Genomic DNA, 19,414 nt, shown 5'->3' with positions numbered 1-19,414 from the left:
AGCTCCAATCGTTCAATTTCGCATGCAAGGCCTAACTCGGTCGAGGCTCCAGATAGGGCGGTTTGCGAGACCACGCCCACCACGCCAGCACGGCCAGCAGCACCAGATACAGCAGCGGACCCGAACTCCAGTGCGCCGCATTGACCATCCAGCCCACGACGAGAGGAGCGGATCCGCCAAAGAGGGCTACCGACAGGCTGTAGGAGAACGAGAAGGCACCGCAACGGGCTCCCCCGGGGAAGAACGAGGCGTGCAGGTAAGGGGTAATGCCGGAATAGAAGAAGGTCGGCAAGAGCAACAGCGCCTGGCCCCAAACAAACCCAGCGATGGAGCCAGAGGCGAGCAAGAGAAAACCGGGCACCAGCGCCAGCATCAGCACGGCCAGGGAACGGCGCAGGAGTGGCAAAGGCGCCCAGCGATCGGCCAGGTAGCCCCCCAACAGCGCGAGCAGCAGGCTGAACACCTGAACGAGAGAGGTGAAGCCGTTTAAGAGAGCCGCCTGCTCGGGATGGGCCGCCACCATCACATCGACGTAATAGACCGCCGCCAGATAGAAAATCGCGGTCACCAGAGCGACGCTGCCCACCAGGCGAACCATGGCTGGCCACTGCTGAAACAGCAGTTGGAACTGAGCACGCCATCCGCTCGCCGCATCGCCAGGCCGGCTGTCCTCCAGGCTCCGGCGCAGCAGAAGGACAACGAACGACAGCAGAGCCCCAAAGGCAAAGGGCCAGCGCCAGGCTCCAGCCTCAATCGCCTCCGCTGAGAAAGCCAGGCTGACCAGAGCCGCGGCTGCGGAACCAGCAATGAAGCCAACCGTGGCGCCGCTGGCGGTGATGCTGGAGAAGAAGGCCCGCCGGTGACCGGGCGCCGTTTCAACGCTCCAGGAAATCGCTCCGGAGTATTCCGCCCCAACCGAGAGGCCCTGAAGCATCCGTAACAGCACCAACAGCAGAGCAGCACTGGGTCCGATCTGGGCCGTGGTGGGCAACAGGGCGATGGCCAAGCTGCAGCAGCCCATCACAAACACGCTGATCAACAACAGGACGCGGCGTCCCCATTGATCGCCAATGGGCCCGAGGAGTAGGCCACCGACCGGGCGCATCAAGTAGCCGACTGCAAACACCCCGAAGGCGCTCACCATTTGCAACGAGGGCCGATCAGAAGGGAAGAACGCCGCGCCAATGGCATGGGCGAAGTAGCCATACACAGCAAAGTCAAACCACTCGACCGTGTTCCCGAGCGCCGCAGCGATCGGGAGAGCTGGGCGTTGCATCAGGCCAAGCCTCCGACCAACGGCCACCAACAACAGCTGCTGATCTGCTCCTCCACAGGGAGCTGCTGCACCCTCTGAATTTCAGCGGCCAGGCTGTCCAACAGGGATCCATGCAGCAATGGGCCCATGGCGGCCTCCAGCACCTGATCAGCCGCCAAGGCGTCACGGGCCTCGAGCAGGCTCGACGGCAAACGTCGAGCCGAGAATCCCGGGGCAGCCGCCGGGTCACCGATCTGCGCTGGCGGCAGAACTCGCGGACGCGCAAGCGCCTCCTTCACTTGGGCTTGCAAAGCCCCTAGCAGGAGATAGGGATTCGTCGTTGGATCGACCGCCTTGATCTCGAGATGCGCGGCAGAACCATCGGCAGCACTCGGGACAAGACGGAGGGCAGCTTCTCGATTTTCCACACCCCAGACCTGAAAGGGAGCCGACCAACTGCTCGGGACCAAGCGCAGATAGGACACAGGGGAAGGACTGGCCAGGGCCATCAGAGAGGGCAACTGCTCAAGCAAGCCCGCGATTAACGCTTCCCCCTCCGGTTTCAGGCCATGGGAGCCCTCTCCCCCTTGAAGGATGGGGCCCTGGTCATGGAGAACGCTGAGGTGCAGATGACCGCCATTACCCACCCAATCCAGGCGGGGTTTGGCACTGAAACTGCTGTACCAACCAAATCGCCTGGTCACCCGTTGGATCACCAAGCGAGCGCGAATCAGATGGTCGGCAATGGTCAGGGATCGATCAGGCGCAAACGACAACTCGAATTGGGACGGTCCGTATTCGGGATGGAACTGCAGCCAAGGAACCTCGGCGTCATCCAGGGCCTTGAGCAGGGCCGAGGCGTAATCCAAGCCCTCGATCAACCGATCCGCGCCATAGGGCCCACCAGGAAGAACGGACTGCGGCGTTCCATCTGCCCCAGGAACAACGACGACCCACTCCAGTTCAAAGCCGGCGCGAAGCCGCCAGCCGGAGTCCTCGAGCTCCGATTCCATCCGTCGGCAGAAGTGACGTTGATCCGCGGCATAGGGGCCGGTCTGGCGATCCCAGCGCTCTCCCGCGGCCCAAGCCCAGCCGAGCTGTGGTTCCAGCATCGCCATGGACTCTAGATCAGCCCGAAGCCTGAGATCGCCATCGGGGCGTGCCAGGCGATGCGCCCCATCAATCACGCCATCGGAGCGAAAGGCATCCGACACCGGTGAGAAGCCGACACCCTTAGCGATGGCATCGGGCAGGTGGCGCAAGGGCACCACTTTCACCAGGGTCTCCCCGGCATGGTTGTCCCAGGTCACGGCGACCTGCCGCACACCTGCCGCGCTCAGACGTTCCAGAACCGAGTCGATCGCAGCAACCATGACCCATTTCGAACGCTCTCCAAGGATGCGTGCGATTGCTGCATTCGTCTGCGCCGCTACTAGGTCAAGCCGCCGTCGCCGGCGAAGGCAAAGCGAACAAGCGAGAGCAACAGGACAATGACGAACAGGGCCAGGCCGACCGTGCAGGCATAGCTGATCTCGAGCTCCGCAAAAGCCTGGTCGTAGACGTAATAGACCAGGGTCTTGGTGCTGTTGGCGGGTCCCCCCTGGGTCATCAAATAGACCTCCTCAAAGACCTTGGTGGCCGCAATCGCTGAGATCACCGCCACCAAGGTGACGTAGGGACGCAGCAGGGGCAGGGTGATGTCGAGGTGCTTGCGCCAACCCTCACTGCCGTCGAGCTCCGCCGCTTCGTAGAGGTCAGCAGGGATCCCCTGGAGACCGGCCAGAAAAATCACCATGTAGTAGCCCAGGCCCTTCCAGAGGGTCACGAGCATCACCGCCGGAAGCGCCAGGAGTGGATTGGTCAGGAAACCAATCGGCTCAAAGCCAGGACCCAGGAGGCTGCCGAGCCAGCCATTGATCAGACCGTTCTCGGCGTAGAGCCAGCGGAAAGCGATGGCCGCCACCACGATCGAGACCAGAACCGGGGTGTAGAAGGCCGCGCGAAACCAATGGATGCCTGGGAGCTGACGGTTCACCAGCACCGCCAGGGCCAGGGCACCGAGCACCACCGGCGGGACCACACCAAACAGGTAGGCCAGGGTTGTCCCAAGGACCTTGAAGAACATCGGGTCCGCCAGCAGGCGGCGCACGTTGGCCAGCCCGACAAAACGCAGCGGTTCACTGACATCGAGACCGGTCTGGGTGAAGCTCATCACCAGGGCCATCACCGCTGGGATGAGTACCGACAGGGAGATCAGCAGCAACGCCGGCGCCAGGAAAGCCCAGGCGGTTGAGGAGGAGGCACCGGTGCGGAGGGAACGCTCAGCCATATCGCGCCATTGTGGTGGATCTTTTCCGATCAGCCAGGCGCCCCATGCCCAGTCCAAGCAGCCGCGATCCGCTGGAGGTGCTGCAACGGGTGTTTGGCTACGCCAGCTTCCGCGGCCCACAGGAAGCCATCGTGCGCCACGTGATCGGCGGCGGATCGGGTCTGGTGCTGATGCCCACCGGCGGTGGCAAATCTCTCTGTTATCAGGTCCCCGCGCTCTGCAGCCCTGGGCTGGCGGTGGTGATTTCGCCACTGATCGCCCTGATGCAGGACCAGGTGGAGGCGCTGCAGCAGCTCGGGATTGCAGCCGCCGCCCTGCACTCCGGCCTCGAGGCCGGCGAGAGCCAACGGGTCTGGCGTCAGCTCAGCGAGGGCCAACTGGATCTGCTGTATGTCTCACCGGAGCGGCTGGTCAGCGGTGATCTGCTGGAGCGACTGGGGTCCATGCCGCTGGCCCTCTTTGCCATCGATGAGGCCCATTGCGTCTCGCAGTGGGGGCATGACTTCCGGCCCGAGTACCGCCAACTCGATCAGCTCGCGCAGCGCTTTCCCCAGGTGCCGCGGCTGGCCCTGACCGCGACCGCCGACCCGCGCACCCAGCTCGACATCCGCGAGCGCCTGCAGCTGCAGGAGGGCGAGGTGTTTCTGGCCAGCTTCGATCGCCCCAACATTCGCTACCTCCTGCGCCACAAACAGAGCGGTAACGCGCAGTTGCTGCAGTTCCTGGCGGAGCACCGCGGCGAATCGGGGATTGTCTACGCCCGCTCCCGCAGCCGGGTGGACCGCATCGCCGCAGAACTCAAGGCCGCTGGATTTGATGCCATCGGCTACCACGCCGGCATGGATGCCGAGGCACGGCGCAAGGCCTTGCAGCGTTTCCGTCTGGGGAGTGGTGTGGTCGTCGTGGCCACGATCGCCTTCGGGATGGGAATCGATAAACCCGACGTGCGCTTTGTGGCCCACGTGGACCTGCCCAAAAGTCTCGAGGCCTATTACCAAGAAACCGGCCGGGCTGGTCGCGATGGCCTAGCGGCGGTGGCCTGGATGGCCCACGGCGGAGGCGACATCCCGCAGCTGCGCCGCTTCATCGACGACTCCGGCGCCAGTGAGGAGCAGAAACGCATCGAGCGCGGCAAGCTCGATGCCCTGATCGCCTACAGCGAAGCCAGCGGCTGCCGGCGTCAGGTGCTGCTGCGCCATTTCGGTGAAGAGCTTCTCGAGCCCTGCAACAACTGTGATGGCTGCCTGGAGCCCCAGCAGCGCAGCGACTGCCGCGTCGTGGCGCAGAAGGCGCTCTCAGCGGTCTATCGGACAGGGCAGCGCTTTGGCGCGGGCCATGTCGTGGACGTGTTGCTTGGCGGTAACACCGAGCGCATCCGCTCGCTCGGGCACGACCAGTTGAGCGTGTACGGGATCGGCAAGGAGCTGGACCGGGGCCAGTGGCAGGCCCTGCTGCGGCAGCTGGTGAGTCTTGGGGCCCTGCATTCCCCGGAGGACGCCAAGGGGGGGCTGTGTTTTGGTCCGCCCGAGCTGGTGCAGCCACTGCTCAGAGGCGAGCAGGAGCTGGAGCTGGTCCTGCCGCCGCCAGCGAAGGAGCAACGGCGCCGCAGCATCCCGAGCGATGCGGCCGTGGCAGCGGATGACCCGCTGCTGGCGGCCCTGAAGAGCTGGCGACGCGAGCAGGCGCGTGAGCAAGGCGTACCGCCCTATTTGGTGTTCCACGACCGCACCCTGGTGGAGCTGGCGGCGCAGCGGCCCGCCTCCCTCAGCGAACTCGCCGGCGTCAGCGGCATTGGCAACGCCAAGCGTGAGCGCTATGGCACGGCCCTGCTGGAGGTGCTCACGGCAGCAGGCGACCGATAGCCTCAAGCGACAGCAGCGTTGTTCCATGAGCGCCACGGCCGCCGCGATCCGCACCATCGAGGTGGCGCTGAGCGCCAATCCCTATCCCGTGGTCATCGGCCGGGGAGCGCTCTCGGCCCTCGGTGAACAGATCCTGGGCCAAGGCATCAAGGCGGGCACCAAGGTGCTGATCGTGACCAACCCCGTGGTCCATCAGCACTACGGGGCGCAAGCCCTGGCCAGCCTGGAGGCCGCAGGGTTTAACGCCAGCCAGCTGGTGATCGAAGCCGGGGAAGACCAAAAAACGCCAGCCACCGTGGGGCTGATCCACGACGCCGCCTTTGCCCGCAAGCTCGAGCGCGGCTCACTGATCGTGGCCCTTGGCGGTGGTGTGGTGGGGGACATGGCCGGCTTTGCGGCGGCCAGTTGGCTGCGGGGAATCGCGGTCGTGCAGGTGCCCACCACCCTGCTCGCCATGGTGGATGCCTCCATCGGCGGAAAAACCGGGGTCAACCATCCCGGCGGTAAGAACCTGATCGGCGCCTTCCACCAACCGCGCTTGGTGCTGATCGATCCCGAGACCCTGGCCACCCTGCCGGAGCGTGAGTTCCGCGCCGGCATGGCAGAAGTGATCAAGTACGGCGTCATCGGCGACCCCGACCTGTTCAACGAACTGGAGGCAGCCGGGGACCGCCTGGCCTCGATGGACACCCTTCCAAGCGCGTTGCTCCAGAGCGTGCTCGAGCGCTCCGCTGCCGCCAAGGCCAAGGTGGTGGCCGCCGATGAGCGCGAAGGCGGACTGCGGGCGATCCTCAACTACGGCCACACCCTTGGCCATGTGGTCGAGGCCCTCTGCGGCTATGGCACCTATCTCCATGGCGAGGCCGTCGGGATCGGGATGGTCGCCGCCGGGGAACTCAGCCTGGAATTGGGGCTCTGGAGCGAGGAGGATCAGCGCCGTCAGCGAGCCGTGATCAAAGCGGCGGGTCTGCCCATGGTCTGGCCCGAGCTTGATGCCGAGGCGGTCCTGCAGTGCCTCCAAGGGGACAAAAAAGTGCGCGAGGGCCGCGTGCGCTTTGTCCTGCCGACGGGCCTAGGCCACGTGGAGATTCGTGATGACGTGAGCCCCGAGCAGGTGCTCGCGGCCCTGAAGCGCTGCCGCTAACTCAAGGGCGGGTCCTGCAGAAAGTACGGCTGCTGGCTTGAGCCTGGCGAACGCGCAAAGGCCATCCAGCGGAAGTCGCCCAAGGCCGCAGGATCCACGAAACGCAGCAGTGCTTCACGCCGACTGAGCAGTTCAGCCAACTCCGATGGTGCGCCCTGCTGCAGCGCATGCAGGCGCTGGGCCAAGCCCAACGCCAACAGGGCTTCGCCCTGACGGCGTTGACCGAGGGGGGTCCAACCGGCCGCCAACGCTGAGCGCTCCAAGGTCTCTAAGCAAAGGTGGGCCGTGAGGTCCCACTGGCCCGGCTCCAGCAGCGGGTCATCACTGGCCCGCTGGTTGCGGTAGGCCATCAATGTGCCCCGGCTGCGCTGCGCTGCGTAATAACGCCAGGCCTCATGGGCGTAGTCGATCACGAGCAACTGACCGCTGCTGAGGGACTGGGCGGCCTGCTCAAGCCAGGGGCGCAAACCGACATGCAACTCCGTGCACCAACCGTCCGGACGCTGGGGCCCAGGGGTCAGGGCCTCCAGCTCCTGACGCAGTGGGTCCTCGAGTGCTGGACCAGCCGCAAGCCGCAGGACAGCAGCGCCATCGGCGCCGGTCTCCAGCGATACCCCCTGCAGGCACCAGCGCTCGTTGTGCCAGATGACCCGCTCCACCGCCAGGGCATCCAGCACCTCATGGGCAAGCATCACGCCAGAGCGGGGGCTGGCTTGGAGCTCGTCAAAGGATTGCCAGCGGCATCGCAGCGGTGCATCGGCCAACAAGCCCCGTTGACGCTCTGCCATCCCAGGGTTCGGCTCCACCAGGACCAACTCCATTCGGACCACCAGCTCCGGCGCCTCCCGGGCAATCCCCTGCGCGAGCTGAAGGGCCAAGTGGCCTTCCCCAGGCCCGGTCTCGATCAGGGCTAAGGGGGCTTCGGCCGGCTGCTGCTGGAACCACTGCAACAGCTGCGGCAAGAGCAGCTCTGCAAAATCAGGACCAAGGGACGGGGAGGTGGCGAAATCCCCTGCTGGGCCAACGCGCAGCCGCCCAGCCCCATAGGCGCCATGGACGGGGTCATGGAGAGCCCAGTCCATGTAGGTCCTGAACGGAACCCAGCCCCCGGCTGCCGCCAGTCGCTCTGCCAGCCAGACCGGAGCTGAATGCAGAGAGGAAGGTGCAGAACTCACGGCGCTGAGGAGGACTCAGGGAGAATGCTCGCCACTGAAGCAGGTGCCATGTTCGAGCCGCGTGCAGCCCAAGCCCTTCGCGGTTGGCTGGTGGGCCTGGCCCTCGGCCTGGTGCTGCTGCTGGGCTGGGGGGCCGCTCCAGCCTGGGCCTACGACAATCCGGACCTGCTGCCCGATCACCCCACACCGGTGATCGACCTGGCCAAGATCCTCACCGACAACCAGCGGGCGGCACTCGAAGCCGAAATCGACGATTTCGAAGCCGTCAGCGGCTGGAAGCTGCGGGTCCTGACGCAATACGACCGCACCCCAGGCCTGGCGGTCAAGGATTTCTGGGGCCTCGATGAGCGCTCCCTGCTGCTGATTGCTGATGAGCGCGGCGGCAACCTGCTCAACTTCAACGTGGGTGATGCGCTGTTTGCCCTGATGCCCCGCACCTACTGGGTGGAGCTGCAAACCCGCTTTGGCAACCAGTACTACGTCCGCGACCACGGCCAGGATGCGGCGATCCTCGATTCACTCCACACGGTGAAGGGCTGCCTTGAAATTGGCGGCTGCCAGGTGGTGCCCGGCCTGCCGCAGGAGCAATGGCTGCTGACGCTGGCCACCTCGATCCTTGGGGGCTTGATCGTTGGTTTTGCGGCCTACCCCCGCAAACCTGAGCACAGCGTGGAATGGGCCTGGGTGCTGCTGCTCTCCCCCCTCTGGGTGATCCTGTTCGGGGTGTTCGGCGTCGCACCGATCATCACCCGCACCTCTGATCTGCTTCCACTGGTGCGCAACGCCCTGGGCTTTGTCGGGGCGATTGCGGTGGCTTACCTGATCGCCCAAAACACGATCGGTAAAACCCGCCTGAAGGAAGGCGACCAGGGCTGAGGAGCCCTGGCTTAGATCCCCAGGCTCTTGGGCTTGGGACCGATGCGATCGAGGGCCTGAAGACGGCAGCGCAGGGACTGCACAGGCTCACAGGTGGGGAGCTCAACCACAGGCTCCTGAGCAGGTTCTGCCAGGGTTTTCAGCTGGGCGAGGCTCTGCTCGTAAAAGGCCTTAAGGGCGGTGTAGCGCTTCACCGGTTGGCCGTAATAGCTGTATCCGGCCAGGGTCGGAAACGAGGCCCATTCCGGCGCCAACTTCGCCGCCAACTGGGGGGTGAACTCGCCACGATCGGCTAAGGCCAGGGCCCCGCGGCGCTGGATCAAAAACAGGGCCGCCTGATCCTGCACGTGGGGACCAAAGCCGGCAAGACGAAGCTTCTGACTGGCCATCGTCCAGGTGAAGGGCATGAACTGGTAGGCACCCGCAGCGGCGCTGGCGTAGCGACCGGAATAGATCACGCGGTTGGGATGGCGCTCCAGTCCGCCCATCAGACCGCCACCAAACATCACGCGGTAACCGAGATCTTCACCACGGGCCCAGGTGCCCTCGGCGAAACGGATCGTGTTCAGCAGGGCACGGCGCTCGGGCGTGATGACGTAACGGAAGGGACCGCCAGGGCTGATCATGCCGTCATTGCCATCCAGCATGGCCAGCCTTGAGCGGGGCATGGCAGGAGCCCGAGGCACCGGAGGGAGGGCCGGCAACAGGCTGACGTCGCTGGTCTCGCTGACCTGGGGCTTGAGCTTGCCGGCATCGGCAAGGGCAGGCAGCGGAGCCAGAGCCAGGGCAACGCCGGCCAGGGAAAAGAGAGGAAGGGCGAGGGTTGAGCAGACAGAGCTCGAAGGAGCAATCGACTTCGAGGGGATCTGAGTGGTCAAACCAACAAAGGCAAAGAGCAGCGCACGGAAAAGGGACACCCGGGAGGGTGCACGACCTGCGCACCGAACCAACAAGCTGTCTACGTGGGGCGGGAAAGCTATTTCCTGCCGAGGTATGGCAACTAATTAATTGGATGCGTAGAGTTTGCCTATCAAACCGTCAAACAGGCAAGTCATCCATACCAGTGCAATAACCGTCCACCAGCATCAAGAACTGCGCGACCGTGTTCGCATCACTCTCAATCACAGTTTGTGGTGACAAAAAGAACAAAAGGCTGAGAGTTTCAGCAGATCAGCACCTCAAGTCCGAAGCCAAGGCGATCAGGATCCGAGCCGCCTGATCGGCCCCATCGGGAGGCAAGCCGGATCCGCTGGCCGGGATCAACGGCTGATCGAGCTGCCACTCCCCTTTCTCCAACTGCGCCCGGCTCAACAGGCGATGGGGAGCATGCCGTTGCAGGGCCTCTTCCAGGACCTGGGCCTCCGCAAAGCCCTCGCGATGGACCAGGTGAATGCCAAGCCCCAGGGCCATTGCCTCACAAAAAGTGCTGTAGCCGGGCTTCGTGATCACGCGCGAGCAGAGGGGCATCACCTCCAGGGGGCGGAGATCCTGCGGGAGAACGCTGACGTTCTTGGCCTCGCAGTGCAGCCCGGGATCACTCACTAGAAAGTGGTGGTCTGGCCAACGGGCAAACAGCCCAGGGTTGAGCTGGAGGCCCAATCCACCGAATCCCATCAGCACGGTCCGATCTGGGGCTGCGCGCAGATTCAGTCGATCGCGCACCGCTGCTGAATCCAGGCGCGGACGACCGGCGGTGAGACCGACGTCATGGGAGGGGAGCCCCCAGTCCATCTCCATGGCCAGGGGGCAGCGAATCAAAGCCGTTCCCTGGCGGTAGAGCCCCAGGGCCCGCTCTGCCAGGGCCGTAAAGGAACCACCCATGGGCCTGTAGATGGCATCCCAGCCGAAATTGCCCATCCAGATCAACGGGGCGGCGAGGGCCCTCGCCAAACGGGCCGCATCGGGGGGGACATCCGCGAGCAACACAACCGGTTCAGCCTGCTCTCTTAGCCAGGCCAGCTCCTGCTGAATCTGTTGGGGCAAGCGCTCGTCCAGGGCCTCCAGCGCCGCCAGGGTCGCGTCTGGATCAGCCCCGAGGGCATCGGCCTGGATCACTCCGACATCCCAGCGCAAGGGGCGGTGTTCAAAGGGAATCTCCTCGAAGGCCAGGTTGAGGAAACGAGCCGGCAGGGGCGTCGAGAGCACGATCCGCCAGGACGGCTGCAACCGGTGCAGGGCGCTCAAGACAGAGGCGACGCGGGAGCCATGGCCAAAGCCATGGCCGCTGATACAGACGTAAATCAGCACCGTCTAAACGTCCTCCGCGCGATAGAGCGTCTGGCGGTAAAGCAGGGCGCCGGCATGGCTGAACCAGCGATGGGAGACCTCCTGCAGCACGCCGCCCTGGAACTCCACCCAACTGAAATGCCGCAGGGCACGACCCTGGGCGTCCTCGCTGTGGCGGGGGACAAACGCGGTATTGAGATAGGCCGTCCCGGATCGATCCCGGCAGAAGCTCTGACGCTCCCCCTGACCGCGTTTCAGCCGGTGATGCATGTGGCCAAACACCACCAACGGCAGAGGACGACTGCGGCGAATGCGATCGATCGCCAGGGCTAAATCCTGATCGCCCCAATCACAGGCCGGGGCCTTCCAATCGCGGCCGCAGGGATCGGAGGCCTCGCTACCCAGACCCGTCGGACCGGAATGGGCCAAAACCACCAGAGGGATCGAGGGATCAGCCCGCAATGCCGCTGCAGTGATGCGCTCGGCAGACTCCTCGACGCCCACCGGACCAAAGACCGCCTCGGCGGCGCGGTTGAGGTAATGCCCCCCTCCGGCACTGGCCGGACGGGCTCCCACGACAGCCAGCCCCGGGGGCTGCAACTCCCGCAGGCCCCAGCCGCAGTGCAGATCCCCCAGAAGCGTCAACTGCGCCTGAAGGGTGCGGCCACTGGCATCGCGGCCGGTGTCGTGGTTGCCCAGGATGCAGGCCAAGGGCAAGGCCAGGCGCGAGAGACGCTTGGGGATGGCCTGCTGGCCGTCGCTGAGGTCGCCCACGACCAGTAGGGCGTCCGGTTTGACCTGGGACAGAACCTCCTCATCCAGGCCGTCCCATTGGCCATGCAAATCTCCGGCGATGGCAATGCGGAGGGGGGCCAAGCGGTGCCTAGGCTTCCGCCATCCTGCACCACTTAGGGCCAGATCCTTGGTTTTCGCGGCAGCCCAGAACACCGCCTCCGGTTGCCCTGCTCACCGGGATCTACCGGAGGCCATTGCCGCATTGAAACGGCAACGCAATGCCGTAATCCTGGCCCACTACTACCAAGAGCCAGAGATTCAGGACATCGCCGACTTCATTGGCGATTCGCTTGAGCTCTCCCGCAAGGCAGCGGCCACCGACGCCGAGGTGATCGTCTTCTGCGGGGTGCACTTCATGGCCGAAGTCGCCAAGATCCTCAGCCCCCAGAAGACCGTGCTGCTGCCGGATCTGGAGGCGGGCTGCACCCTGGCGGATGCCTGCCCAGCCGATGGCTTCGCCCAGTTTCGGGCCGAGCATCCCGACCACCTGGTGGTCAGCTACATCAACTGTTCGGCTGCAGTCAAAGCCCAGAGCGACCTGATCTGCACCAGCAGCAATGCCGTCGATCTGGTGAATCAGCTCCCCACTGATCGACCGATCCTGTTTGCGCCGGACCAAAACCTGGGGCGCTGGGTCCAGAGCCAGAGCGGCCGGGAACTCACCCTCTGGCCGGGTAGCTGCATCGTTCACGAAACCTTCAGCGAGCAGGGCCTGCTGCAACTGAAACTGGATCACCCCAAGGCAGAGGTGCTGGCCCATCCGGAGTGCCAGCAGCACCTCCTGGACCACGCCGACTTCATCGGCTCCACCAGCGCCCTGCTGCGGCGTTCCGAAGCCAGTGCAGCCCAGGAGTTCATTGTTCTGACGGAACCAGGAATCCTGCACCAAATGCGCAAGGCCGTTCCAGGCAAGGCGTTCTTTGAGGTGCCCGGCGCCGATGGCTGCAGCTGCAACGCCTGCCCCTACATGCGTCTGAACACGCTTGAGAAGCTCTGGCAATGCCTGGAGTCGATGGAGCCGCGCATCGAGATGGATGAAGCGATGCGCCTGCGGGCCCTCGCACCGATTCAAAAAATGCTCGAGATGAGCCGCTAATAGCTGTAGTTCGCCACAAAGAGGCTGCTGTCATCCGAGGGTTCGGATCCAGCGACATAACTGCCCAGGCTGGCGGCGCCGTTGGCACGGGCCCTGGCCATCAGGGCTGCTTGCCCCGCCTTGAGATCCGATCCTGCCCAGTGCTTGATGCAGGAATGCTGGAGAGCCCGGCCATAGGAGAAGCCCAGGTGCCAAGGGGCTCCAGAGGCCGCCTGGTTCACGGCGTTGAGACAGAGGCTCGCGTCCTCTTCGCTGAGGCCCCCGCTGAGGAACAGGATCGCGGGTACGGCCGAGGGAACCGTGCGCATCAAGGTGCGGGCCGTGAATTCACCCACCTCTTCGGCCGTGGGTTGCTGGGGGCAGGACGCCCCTGCGCAGGTCATCGACGGCTTCAGCAAGCTGCCCTCAAGAAAGACCCCATTGACCGCCAGGGCTTCGTAGGTGGTGCGCAACACCCATTCCTGGACCGCGGCGGTCGTGGTGATGTCGTGCTCACCGTCCATCAGGATCTCCGGCTCCACGATCGGCACCAGGCCCTGCTCCTGAACGGTGCGGGCATAGCGGGCCAATCCCCAGGCGTTCTCCTTAACGGAGAGCTCCGATGGTGAGCCATGGGAGCTGATCTGCAGCACCGCCCGCCACTTCGCAAAGCGCGCACCGCGTTCGTAGTAGCGCGCTGCCCGCTCCGCCAAGCCCTTCAGGCCGGTGCACCAGGATTCGCCCTCTAAGCCGCCGGCCAAGGGCTCCACCCCCTGATCGACCTTGATCCCGGGAACGATGCCCTGGGCCTTGAACAACTCGACAATCGGTCCCCCACCGGCCTCAGTCGTGCTGTCTTGAAAGAGGGTTTCTTCGAACAGAATCACGCCAGAGATGTGCTCGCTGAGGCCCTCGGTGGTGGCCAGAAGACTGCGGTAGGCGCGCCGGTTCTCCTCGCTGTTCTCCAGGCCAATCGAATCAAAACGCTTGCCGATGGTTCCGGTGGATTCATCCGCCGCCAAGAGTCCTGTTCCCGGGGCTGCCAGGGCAACAGCAGTGCTGGCCAGCTCATCACGAAACGCTTGCAGGGCCATGCCAGGGCAGCAGGGGGACCCCCTAGCTAGCGAGAAAACGCGGTGCTGGGAGCTGGGTGGTCATGATTCAGGCCGATGACGCCCGCCAGCGCCCATGCCCCTCGCCCCAGGCGGCCTGCTGCAGCTCACCCGAGAAGGGCTGTACTGCGCGGCAGCTGGTGCCTGGATTGATCCCTGGCGGCCAGTCCCCAGGGCCCTGATCACCCATGCCCATGCCGACCACGCCCGGCCGGGATGTGGGGAGTACTGGGCCGTGGCCTCCAGTGAGGGGATCCTGCGGGAGCGGCTGGGGGCCGAGATCAATCTGTTGCCGGTGGGCTACGGGGACCTGAACCGCATTGGCGACGCCCGGGTCTCCTTTCACTCGGCAGGACACGTGCTCGGCAGCGCCCAGATCCGACTGGAGGCCGGCGGAGAGAGCTGGCTGGTCAGCGGCGACTACAAGCGCTGCGCTGACCCCAGCTGCGAACCCTTTGAGCCCGTTCAGGCCGACGTCTTCATCAGCGAAGCCACCTTTGGCCTTCCCATCTACCGCTGGCAAAGCGGGGCGGAAGTGGCCCGTGAAATCGTCAACTGGTGGCGCGGCGCGCCGGACAGGCCTTCGGTGCTCTTTTGCTACGCCTTTGGGAAGGCACAGCGAGTGCTCGCCGAGCTGCAGCGACTCGGCATCGAGGAGACAGTGCTGCTCCATGGCGCCGTCGATCGACTGATGGCGCCCTACCGCGAGGCGGGGGTTGCCATGCCACCGACGATGGCTCTCTCCCAGTTGCCCAAGGATGAATCCCTCGCGGGACGCCTGGTGATTGCGCCGCCGGCGGCCCACCGCAGCCGGGGGCTCAGTCGCTTGGTGAAGGCCCAGAACGGCTTTGTGAGCGGCTGGATGGCCGTACGGGGAGCACGGCGCCGGCGGGGCTATGGCCGCGGTTTCGTGATGAGCGATCACGCTGACTGGTCCGGACTGGTGCGAACCATTCAGGACAGCCAAGCCCAGCAGGTTTATGTGACCCATGGCCAGAGCGCCGTGCTCTCGCGCTACCTCAAGGAGGTGGAGGGCATCAGCGCTGAACCCCTCGAGGGGGCCTTTGAAGCCGAACGCTTCGATGAGGAGGAGACGCCATGAAGGCCTTCTCCGCACTCTTCGCTGAACTCGATGGCACCAGCAGCACCACAGCCAAGCTGGAGGCCCTGGAGACCTATTTCCGCTCGGCTCCTCCGGCTGATGGTGCCTGGGCCCTGGCCCTGCTCTTGGGCAAGCGCCGCAAGCGCTTGATCGCCGGCCGGCGCCTGCGCGAAATCTGCGTGAAGGCCCTGGCGCTGCCGGATTGGCTGTTCGAAGCCTGCAGCAACCAGGTGGGGGATTCGGCCGAAACGGTCTCCCTGCTGTGGGGCCAACACCAAACGGATCCACCAAGGCAGGGCCCAGAGAGAAGCCTGGGGGACTGGATGGAGCAGGTCCTCCCGAAACTGGCTGCAGCGGAGGGGGAGGAGCAGGAGGCCGCGGTGATTCGCTGCTGGCAAACCCTGCCCAACAGCGAGCTCCTGTTGATCAACAAGTTGCTCAGTGGTGGTTTCCGCGTCGGGGTATCGACCGGGCTGGTGACCCGCGGCGTCGCCCGCAGCGCCGATCTCGATGAAGCCCTCATCGCCCATCGCCTAATGGGCGGGTTCACACCCTCGGCTGAGAGCTTCACCGCGCTGACCGCAGCCGCGAGTGATGGCGATGCCCTGGCGGCGAGGCCCTATCCGTTTTTCCTCGCCAGCCCAATCGAACTCGAGCAGATCCAGCAGACCCCTGCGGACCAGTGGCAACTGGAGTGGAAGTGGGACGGCATCCGCGGTCAGCTGATCCACCGCAGTGGCGGTTGCAGTCTCTGGAGCCGCGGCGAGGACCTGATCAATGAGGCCTTTCCGGAGCTCATCAGCCTCGCTGAGACCTTGCCGCAGGGAACGGTGCTCGATGGGGAGGTCTTGATCTGGCAGGCCGAGGCCCCAGCCCCAGAACCCTTTGCCACCCTGCAGCGGCGCCTCGGACGCAAGGCCCCGAGCCGGACCCTACAAAAGCAGTGCCCAGCGGCCTTCATGGCCTACGACCTGCTGGAGCTGGAGGGATGTGATCTACGGCAAGCGCCGCTGCAGGAGCGCCGTGAGCAGTTGGAAACGCTGGTTCAACGCTGGAGCGACGCCCGAGCGCACGGCGAGGAGCGATCACGCTTACGCCTCTCCGAGACCCCTGCCCTCAAGGGCTGGAGCGAGCTCGAGCCCCTGCGGGAGCAAGCGCGGGAGAAAGGGGCCGAAGGGCTGATGCTCAAGGCGAAACCCTCCCCCTACCTCGTGGGTCGCAAGCGCGGGCACTGGTGGAAACACAAGCTCGAACCCTTCCACCTCGATGCCGTCCTGCTCTACGCCCAATCCGGGAGTGGTCGGCGAGCGAACCTCTACACCGATTACAGCTTTGGGCTGTGGAATGACGAGGGCGAGTTGGTGACTTTCGCCAAGGCCTACTCGGGCCTCGACGATGGCGAGATTCGGCAAGTGGATCGCTGGATCCGGGCCCACACCACCGAGCGCTTTGGTCCGGTTCGAGCGGTCGAACCGACCCTGGTCTTTGAGCTGGCCTTCGAAGGTCTGCAACCCTCCAAACGTCACAAGTGCGGCCTGGCGGTCCGCTTCCCGCGCATCAGTCGCTGGCGCCAAGACAAACCCGCCTCTGAGGCCGACAGCGTCGCCACTGCCCTGGCCTTGATGGAGGGGCGATGACCAGCGCGCTTCAGCCGATCGAAGCCTGGTTCCAGCAGCAAGGCTGGTCACCCATGGCCTTTCAACAGGAGGTCTGGAAGGCCTACCTCCAGGGCCAGAGCGGACTGCTGCAGGTTCCGACCGGCTCAGGCAAGACCTACGCCGCCGTGATGGGGCCCATCGCCGAGATGCTCCAGGAGCCAGGCCAAGGCAAGGGCCTGCGCCTGCTGGTGATCACGCCCCTGCGGGCCCTCTCGCGGGATCTGGCGCTAGCGATTGAGCAACCGATTGAGGCCATGGGCTGGCCGATTCGTGTCGGAATCCGCAATGGCGACACGGCGACCTATGAGCGCAGCAAACAGCTGCGCACCCCACCGCAAATCCTGATCACCACGCCGGAATCGCTGAGTGTGCTGTTGGCCAACCCCAAGGCACCGGCATTATTCGAGGGGCTTCAGGCCGTCGTCATTGACGAGTGGCATGAGCTGATGGGCAGTAAACGGGGCAGCCAGTGTGAGCTCTGCCTGAGTTGGCTGCGGCAGCAACGGCCCAAACTGCGCACCTGGGCGATCAGCGCGACGATCGGCAACCTGGAGGAGGCAGCTCAGGCAGCCCTTGGGGCAACAGGCAGCAAGCCCCTGATCGTCTCGGCGCAACTGCAGCGGGAGACCGCCATCCGCAGCCTCTTGCCCGAGCAGATCGACGGATTCCCCTGGGGGGGCCACCTCGGACTGCGGATGTACGAGGAGTTAATAGCTGGACTGGATCCCGCCATCAGCACGCTGCTCTTCACCAACACCCGCAACCAGGCCGAGCGCTGGCACCAGTGCCTGCGCTTCGCCTGCCCGGAGATGGAGGACGCCCTGGCCCTGCACCACAGCGCGATTGATCGCACGGAACGGGAAGCCATCGAAGCGGCCGTCAAGGCGGGGGATCTGCGCTGGGTGGTCTGCACCAGCTCCCTTGACCTGGGGGTGGACTTCCAGCCGGTGGAGCGGGTGGTGCAGATCGGCAGTGCCAAAAATCTGGCGCGGCTGCTGCAGCGGGCCGGGCGCAGCGCCCACTGCCCCGGTGGGACGTCGCAGGTGCTGTTCATGCCCACCAACGCCTTGGAGCTGCTGGAGGTCAGTGCCATGCGCAGGGGCCTGGCCAGTGGCTTGGTGGAACACCGCAAACCACCGGAACTCCCCCTCGATGTCCTGCTTCAGCATCTGGTCAGCCGGGCCTGCGGCCCGGGGTTTGAGCCCGAGCAAGAACTCGCGACCGTTCGCAGCAGCTGGAGTTTCCGCAACCTCAGTGACGCTCAGTGGCAGTGGTGCCTGGACTTTCTCGAGCACGGGGGCCAATGCCTTGGGGCCTACCCCCGCTACCGCAAGTTGGTGCGCTGCAGGCCAGACAGCGATGAGCCGGCAGAAGCGGGCCAGCCCTATCGCTACCGGGTGCTCGACAAGACCATCGCCCGCCATCACCGCTTCAACATCGGCACGATCACCGCGGATCGCTCCGTCACAGTGCGGTTTGTACGGGGCGCTGTCATCGGCCATGTGGAAGAGGCCTTCATAGGACGGCTGAAACCGGGCGATGTCTTCTTCTTTGCCGGGCGGCAACTCGAGTTCGTGCGCCTGCGGGAGATGACTGCTCAGGTCAAGGCCACCAGCCGCAAGAGCTCCACGGTTCCAGCCTGGGCCGGAGGACAGATGGCCCTCTCTGATCTGCTGAGCGAACACCTGCGGGAGGAGGTCGATCGTTGTGCCCAGGGCCTGAGCGATGAAGTGGAGCTCGACACACCGGAATTACGGGCGCTTGAACCACTGCTGCGGCGCCAGGCTGATCTGTCACGGATCCCCAGGCGGGAGCAGATCCTGCTGGAGGTGTGCTCGAGCCGTGAGGGCAGCCATCTCTTCGTCTTCCCCTTCGAAGGGCGCTTTGTCCATGAAGGCATTGGTTTTCTCTGGGCCTGGCGTCTGGCCCGTTATCGCCCCAGCACGGTCACGGTCTCGATCAACGACTACGGCTTTGAGCTACTGGCCCCCAAGCGCTACCCCTTTGACGAGCTGATTGAGCTCCATGGCGATGAGCTGCTCGACGTCGCCAACCTGGACGCCGACCTGGAGCAGGCCCTGAACTTCTCAGAGCTCTGCCGCCGCCGCTTTCGCTCCATTGCCCAGGTCAGCGGCCTGGTCACCCAGGCCATGCCCGGACAGAACAAAACAGGAGGACAACTGCAGATCAGTGCCGCCCTGCTCTTTGACGTCTTTCAAAAACACGAGCCGGATCACCTGCTGCTGGAGCAGGCCCGCCGTGAGGTGCTGGAGGAGCAACTCGAGACGCAACGCTTGCGCGCGGCACTGGAGCGAATGGCCTCCAGTGAATGGCTGATGGAGCGCACCCAACGCCCGGGGCCACTGGCCTTTCCCCTCCTGGTCGAGCGCCTGAATAATCGACTCAGCAACGAGTCCGTGCTGGATCGGGTTCAGCGCTTGATCGCAGAGGCCACCAAAGCGGAGCGCTGAGATATCCGATGCACGACCATCGAAGACTCCATCAATTCAGGAGTGTTATCCACGAGTAATTGATTCAATGCAATCAGCAGACAAGAAAAAAGCTCGCAAGCTCGGGCAATCAACCAGCGCCATCAGCAAGGGAAACAAGTAATTGAGACGCCCCAAAGGGCGTCCATGGAGGAAAACGGAAGAAACCAACGGCACAGCAACCCTTGCATATGTATCCGCGAATACAGATCCTCGGACGGGTTCATACCCGTCCCCTTGTGTGAGGACCAATGAAACTGTTCCAGAAGCTTCTTCTGGCGCCTGCAGCTCTGGGCCTTCTGGCTCCCGTTGCTGC

Annotated in this window: 16 protein-coding genes; 7 read left to right on the top strand and 9 right to left on the bottom strand. The window is 64.7% G+C overall.

What is annotated here, in order from left to right; translation table 11 throughout:
- Positions 1-31: 31 nt before the first annotated feature.
- From ACXIQ9_RS00080 to ACXIQ9_RS00070, 3 genes are read right to left on the bottom strand one after another with little or no spacing between them, the layout of a single operon-like run.
- Entirely contained in the window at positions 32-1,276 is a 1,245-nt protein-coding gene (locus ACXIQ9_RS00080; RefSeq protein WP_459014832.1) for an MFS transporter, read from the bottom strand.
- Positions 1,276-2,628 carry a type I glutamate--ammonia ligase gene (locus tag ACXIQ9_RS00075; RefSeq protein ID WP_459014830.1) on the bottom strand — a complete coding sequence of 451 codons (1,353 nt, stop codon included), beginning with the start codon at positions 2,626-2,628 and terminating at the stop codon, positions 1,276-1,278. The genes ACXIQ9_RS00080 and ACXIQ9_RS00075 overlap by 1 nt, the downstream gene beginning before the upstream one ends.
- Before the next feature lie 59 nt (positions 2,629-2,687).
- A complete protein-coding gene (locus tag ACXIQ9_RS00070) occupies positions 2,688-3,584 on the bottom strand; it encodes a carbohydrate ABC transporter permease (protein ID WP_459014828.1) in 897 nt (298 codons plus the stop codon).
- Between the two features lie 44 nt (positions 3,585-3,628).
- Between ACXIQ9_RS00070 and recQ the strand changes: the two genes are divergently transcribed.
- Complete coding sequence (recQ, locus tag ACXIQ9_RS00065) at positions 3,629-5,446, top strand: DNA helicase RecQ (RefSeq protein ID WP_459014826.1); 1,818 nt, start codon at positions 3,629-3,631, stop codon at positions 5,444-5,446.
- 25 nt (positions 5,447-5,471) lie between these two features.
- On the top strand, positions 5,472-6,590 hold the full coding sequence (aroB, locus tag ACXIQ9_RS00060) for a 3-dehydroquinate synthase (protein ID WP_424162832.1): 1,119 nt from the start codon (positions 5,472-5,474) through the stop codon (positions 6,588-6,590).
- Here aroB and ACXIQ9_RS00055 read toward each other — a convergent pair.
- Positions 6,587-7,672: a class I SAM-dependent methyltransferase gene (locus tag ACXIQ9_RS00055; RefSeq protein WP_459015757.1), complete on the bottom strand. Its 1,086-nt coding sequence runs from the start codon at positions 7,670-7,672 to the stop codon at positions 6,587-6,589. The two genes, aroB and ACXIQ9_RS00055, sit on opposite strands and share 4 nt — an antisense overlap.
- 141 nt (positions 7,673-7,813) lie before the next feature.
- On the opposite strand from ACXIQ9_RS00055, the gene ACXIQ9_RS00050 reads away from it, so the two are divergent.
- Complete coding sequence (locus ACXIQ9_RS00050) at positions 7,814-8,641, top strand: TPM domain-containing protein (RefSeq protein ID WP_247478675.1); 828 nt, start codon at positions 7,814-7,816, stop codon at positions 8,639-8,641.
- An 11-nt stretch (positions 8,642-8,652) separates the two neighbouring features.
- On the opposite strand, the gene ACXIQ9_RS00045 is transcribed toward ACXIQ9_RS00050, so the two are convergent.
- The 3 genes from ACXIQ9_RS00045 to ACXIQ9_RS00035 all read right to left on the bottom strand — a co-directional run bounded on the left by ACXIQ9_RS00045 (position 8,653) and on the right by ACXIQ9_RS00035 (position 11,743).
- A complete protein-coding gene (locus ACXIQ9_RS00045; RefSeq protein ID WP_459014824.1) occupies positions 8,653-9,558 on the bottom strand; it encodes a glycoside hydrolase family 24 protein in 906 nt (301 codons plus the stop codon).
- A 253-nt stretch (positions 9,559-9,811) separates the two neighbouring features.
- The gene (locus tag ACXIQ9_RS00040) at positions 9,812-10,888 is read right to left on the bottom strand and encodes a hypothetical protein (protein WP_459014822.1); all 1,077 of its coding nucleotides are present in this window, start codon (positions 10,886-10,888) and stop codon (positions 9,812-9,814) included.
- 3 nt (positions 10,889-10,891) lie between these two features.
- Entirely contained in the window at positions 10,892-11,743 is an 852-nt protein-coding gene (locus tag ACXIQ9_RS00035; protein WP_296416691.1) for a TIGR04168 family protein, read from the bottom strand.
- A 46-nt stretch (positions 11,744-11,789) separates the two neighbouring features.
- Here ACXIQ9_RS00035 and nadA point away from each other — a divergent pair, with 46 nt between their 5' ends.
- Positions 11,790-12,758 carry a quinolinate synthase NadA gene (gene nadA, locus ACXIQ9_RS00030; RefSeq protein ID WP_459014819.1) on the top strand — a complete coding sequence of 323 codons (969 nt, stop codon included), beginning with the start codon at positions 11,790-11,792 and terminating at the stop codon, positions 12,756-12,758.
- Here the strand turns inward: nadA and ACXIQ9_RS00025 are convergent.
- Positions 12,755-13,831 carry a class I fructose-bisphosphate aldolase gene (locus ACXIQ9_RS00025; protein WP_459014817.1) on the bottom strand — a complete coding sequence of 359 codons (1,077 nt, stop codon included), beginning with the start codon at positions 13,829-13,831 and terminating at the stop codon, positions 12,755-12,757. The genes nadA and ACXIQ9_RS00025 overlap by 4 nt on opposite strands.
- A 94-nt stretch (positions 13,832-13,925) precedes the next feature.
- Here ACXIQ9_RS00025 and ACXIQ9_RS00020 point away from each other — a divergent pair, with 94 nt between their 5' ends.
- Genes ACXIQ9_RS00020 through ACXIQ9_RS00010 form a run of 3 tightly spaced genes read left to right on the top strand, consistent with a single transcriptional unit; the run spans position 13,926 to position 19,080 of the window.
- Positions 13,926-14,951 (top strand): ligase-associated DNA damage response exonuclease, encoded by a 1,026-nt coding sequence (locus ACXIQ9_RS00020; RefSeq protein WP_459014815.1) that lies wholly within the window; start codon positions 13,926-13,928, stop codon positions 14,949-14,951.
- Positions 14,948-16,588: an ATP-dependent DNA ligase gene (locus tag ACXIQ9_RS00015; RefSeq protein WP_459014813.1), complete on the top strand. Its 1,641-nt coding sequence runs from the start codon at positions 14,948-14,950 to the stop codon at positions 16,586-16,588. The genes ACXIQ9_RS00020 and ACXIQ9_RS00015 overlap by 4 nt, the downstream gene beginning before the upstream one ends.
- Positions 16,585-19,080: a ligase-associated DNA damage response DEXH box helicase gene (locus ACXIQ9_RS00010; RefSeq protein WP_459014811.1), complete on the top strand. Its 2,496-nt coding sequence runs from the start codon at positions 16,585-16,587 to the stop codon at positions 19,078-19,080. The genes ACXIQ9_RS00015 and ACXIQ9_RS00010 overlap by 4 nt, the downstream gene beginning before the upstream one ends.
- A 45-nt stretch (positions 19,081-19,125) precedes the next feature.
- Here the strand turns inward: ACXIQ9_RS00010 and ACXIQ9_RS00005 are convergent.
- Positions 19,126-19,414 (bottom strand): hypothetical protein (locus ACXIQ9_RS00005; RefSeq protein WP_459014809.1); only part of this gene is annotated, 289 nt, incomplete at its 5' end.

Source organism: Synechococcus sp. LTW-G, from assembly GCF_054459035.1.
This window is presented reverse-complemented; position numbering and strand designations above follow the sequence as displayed.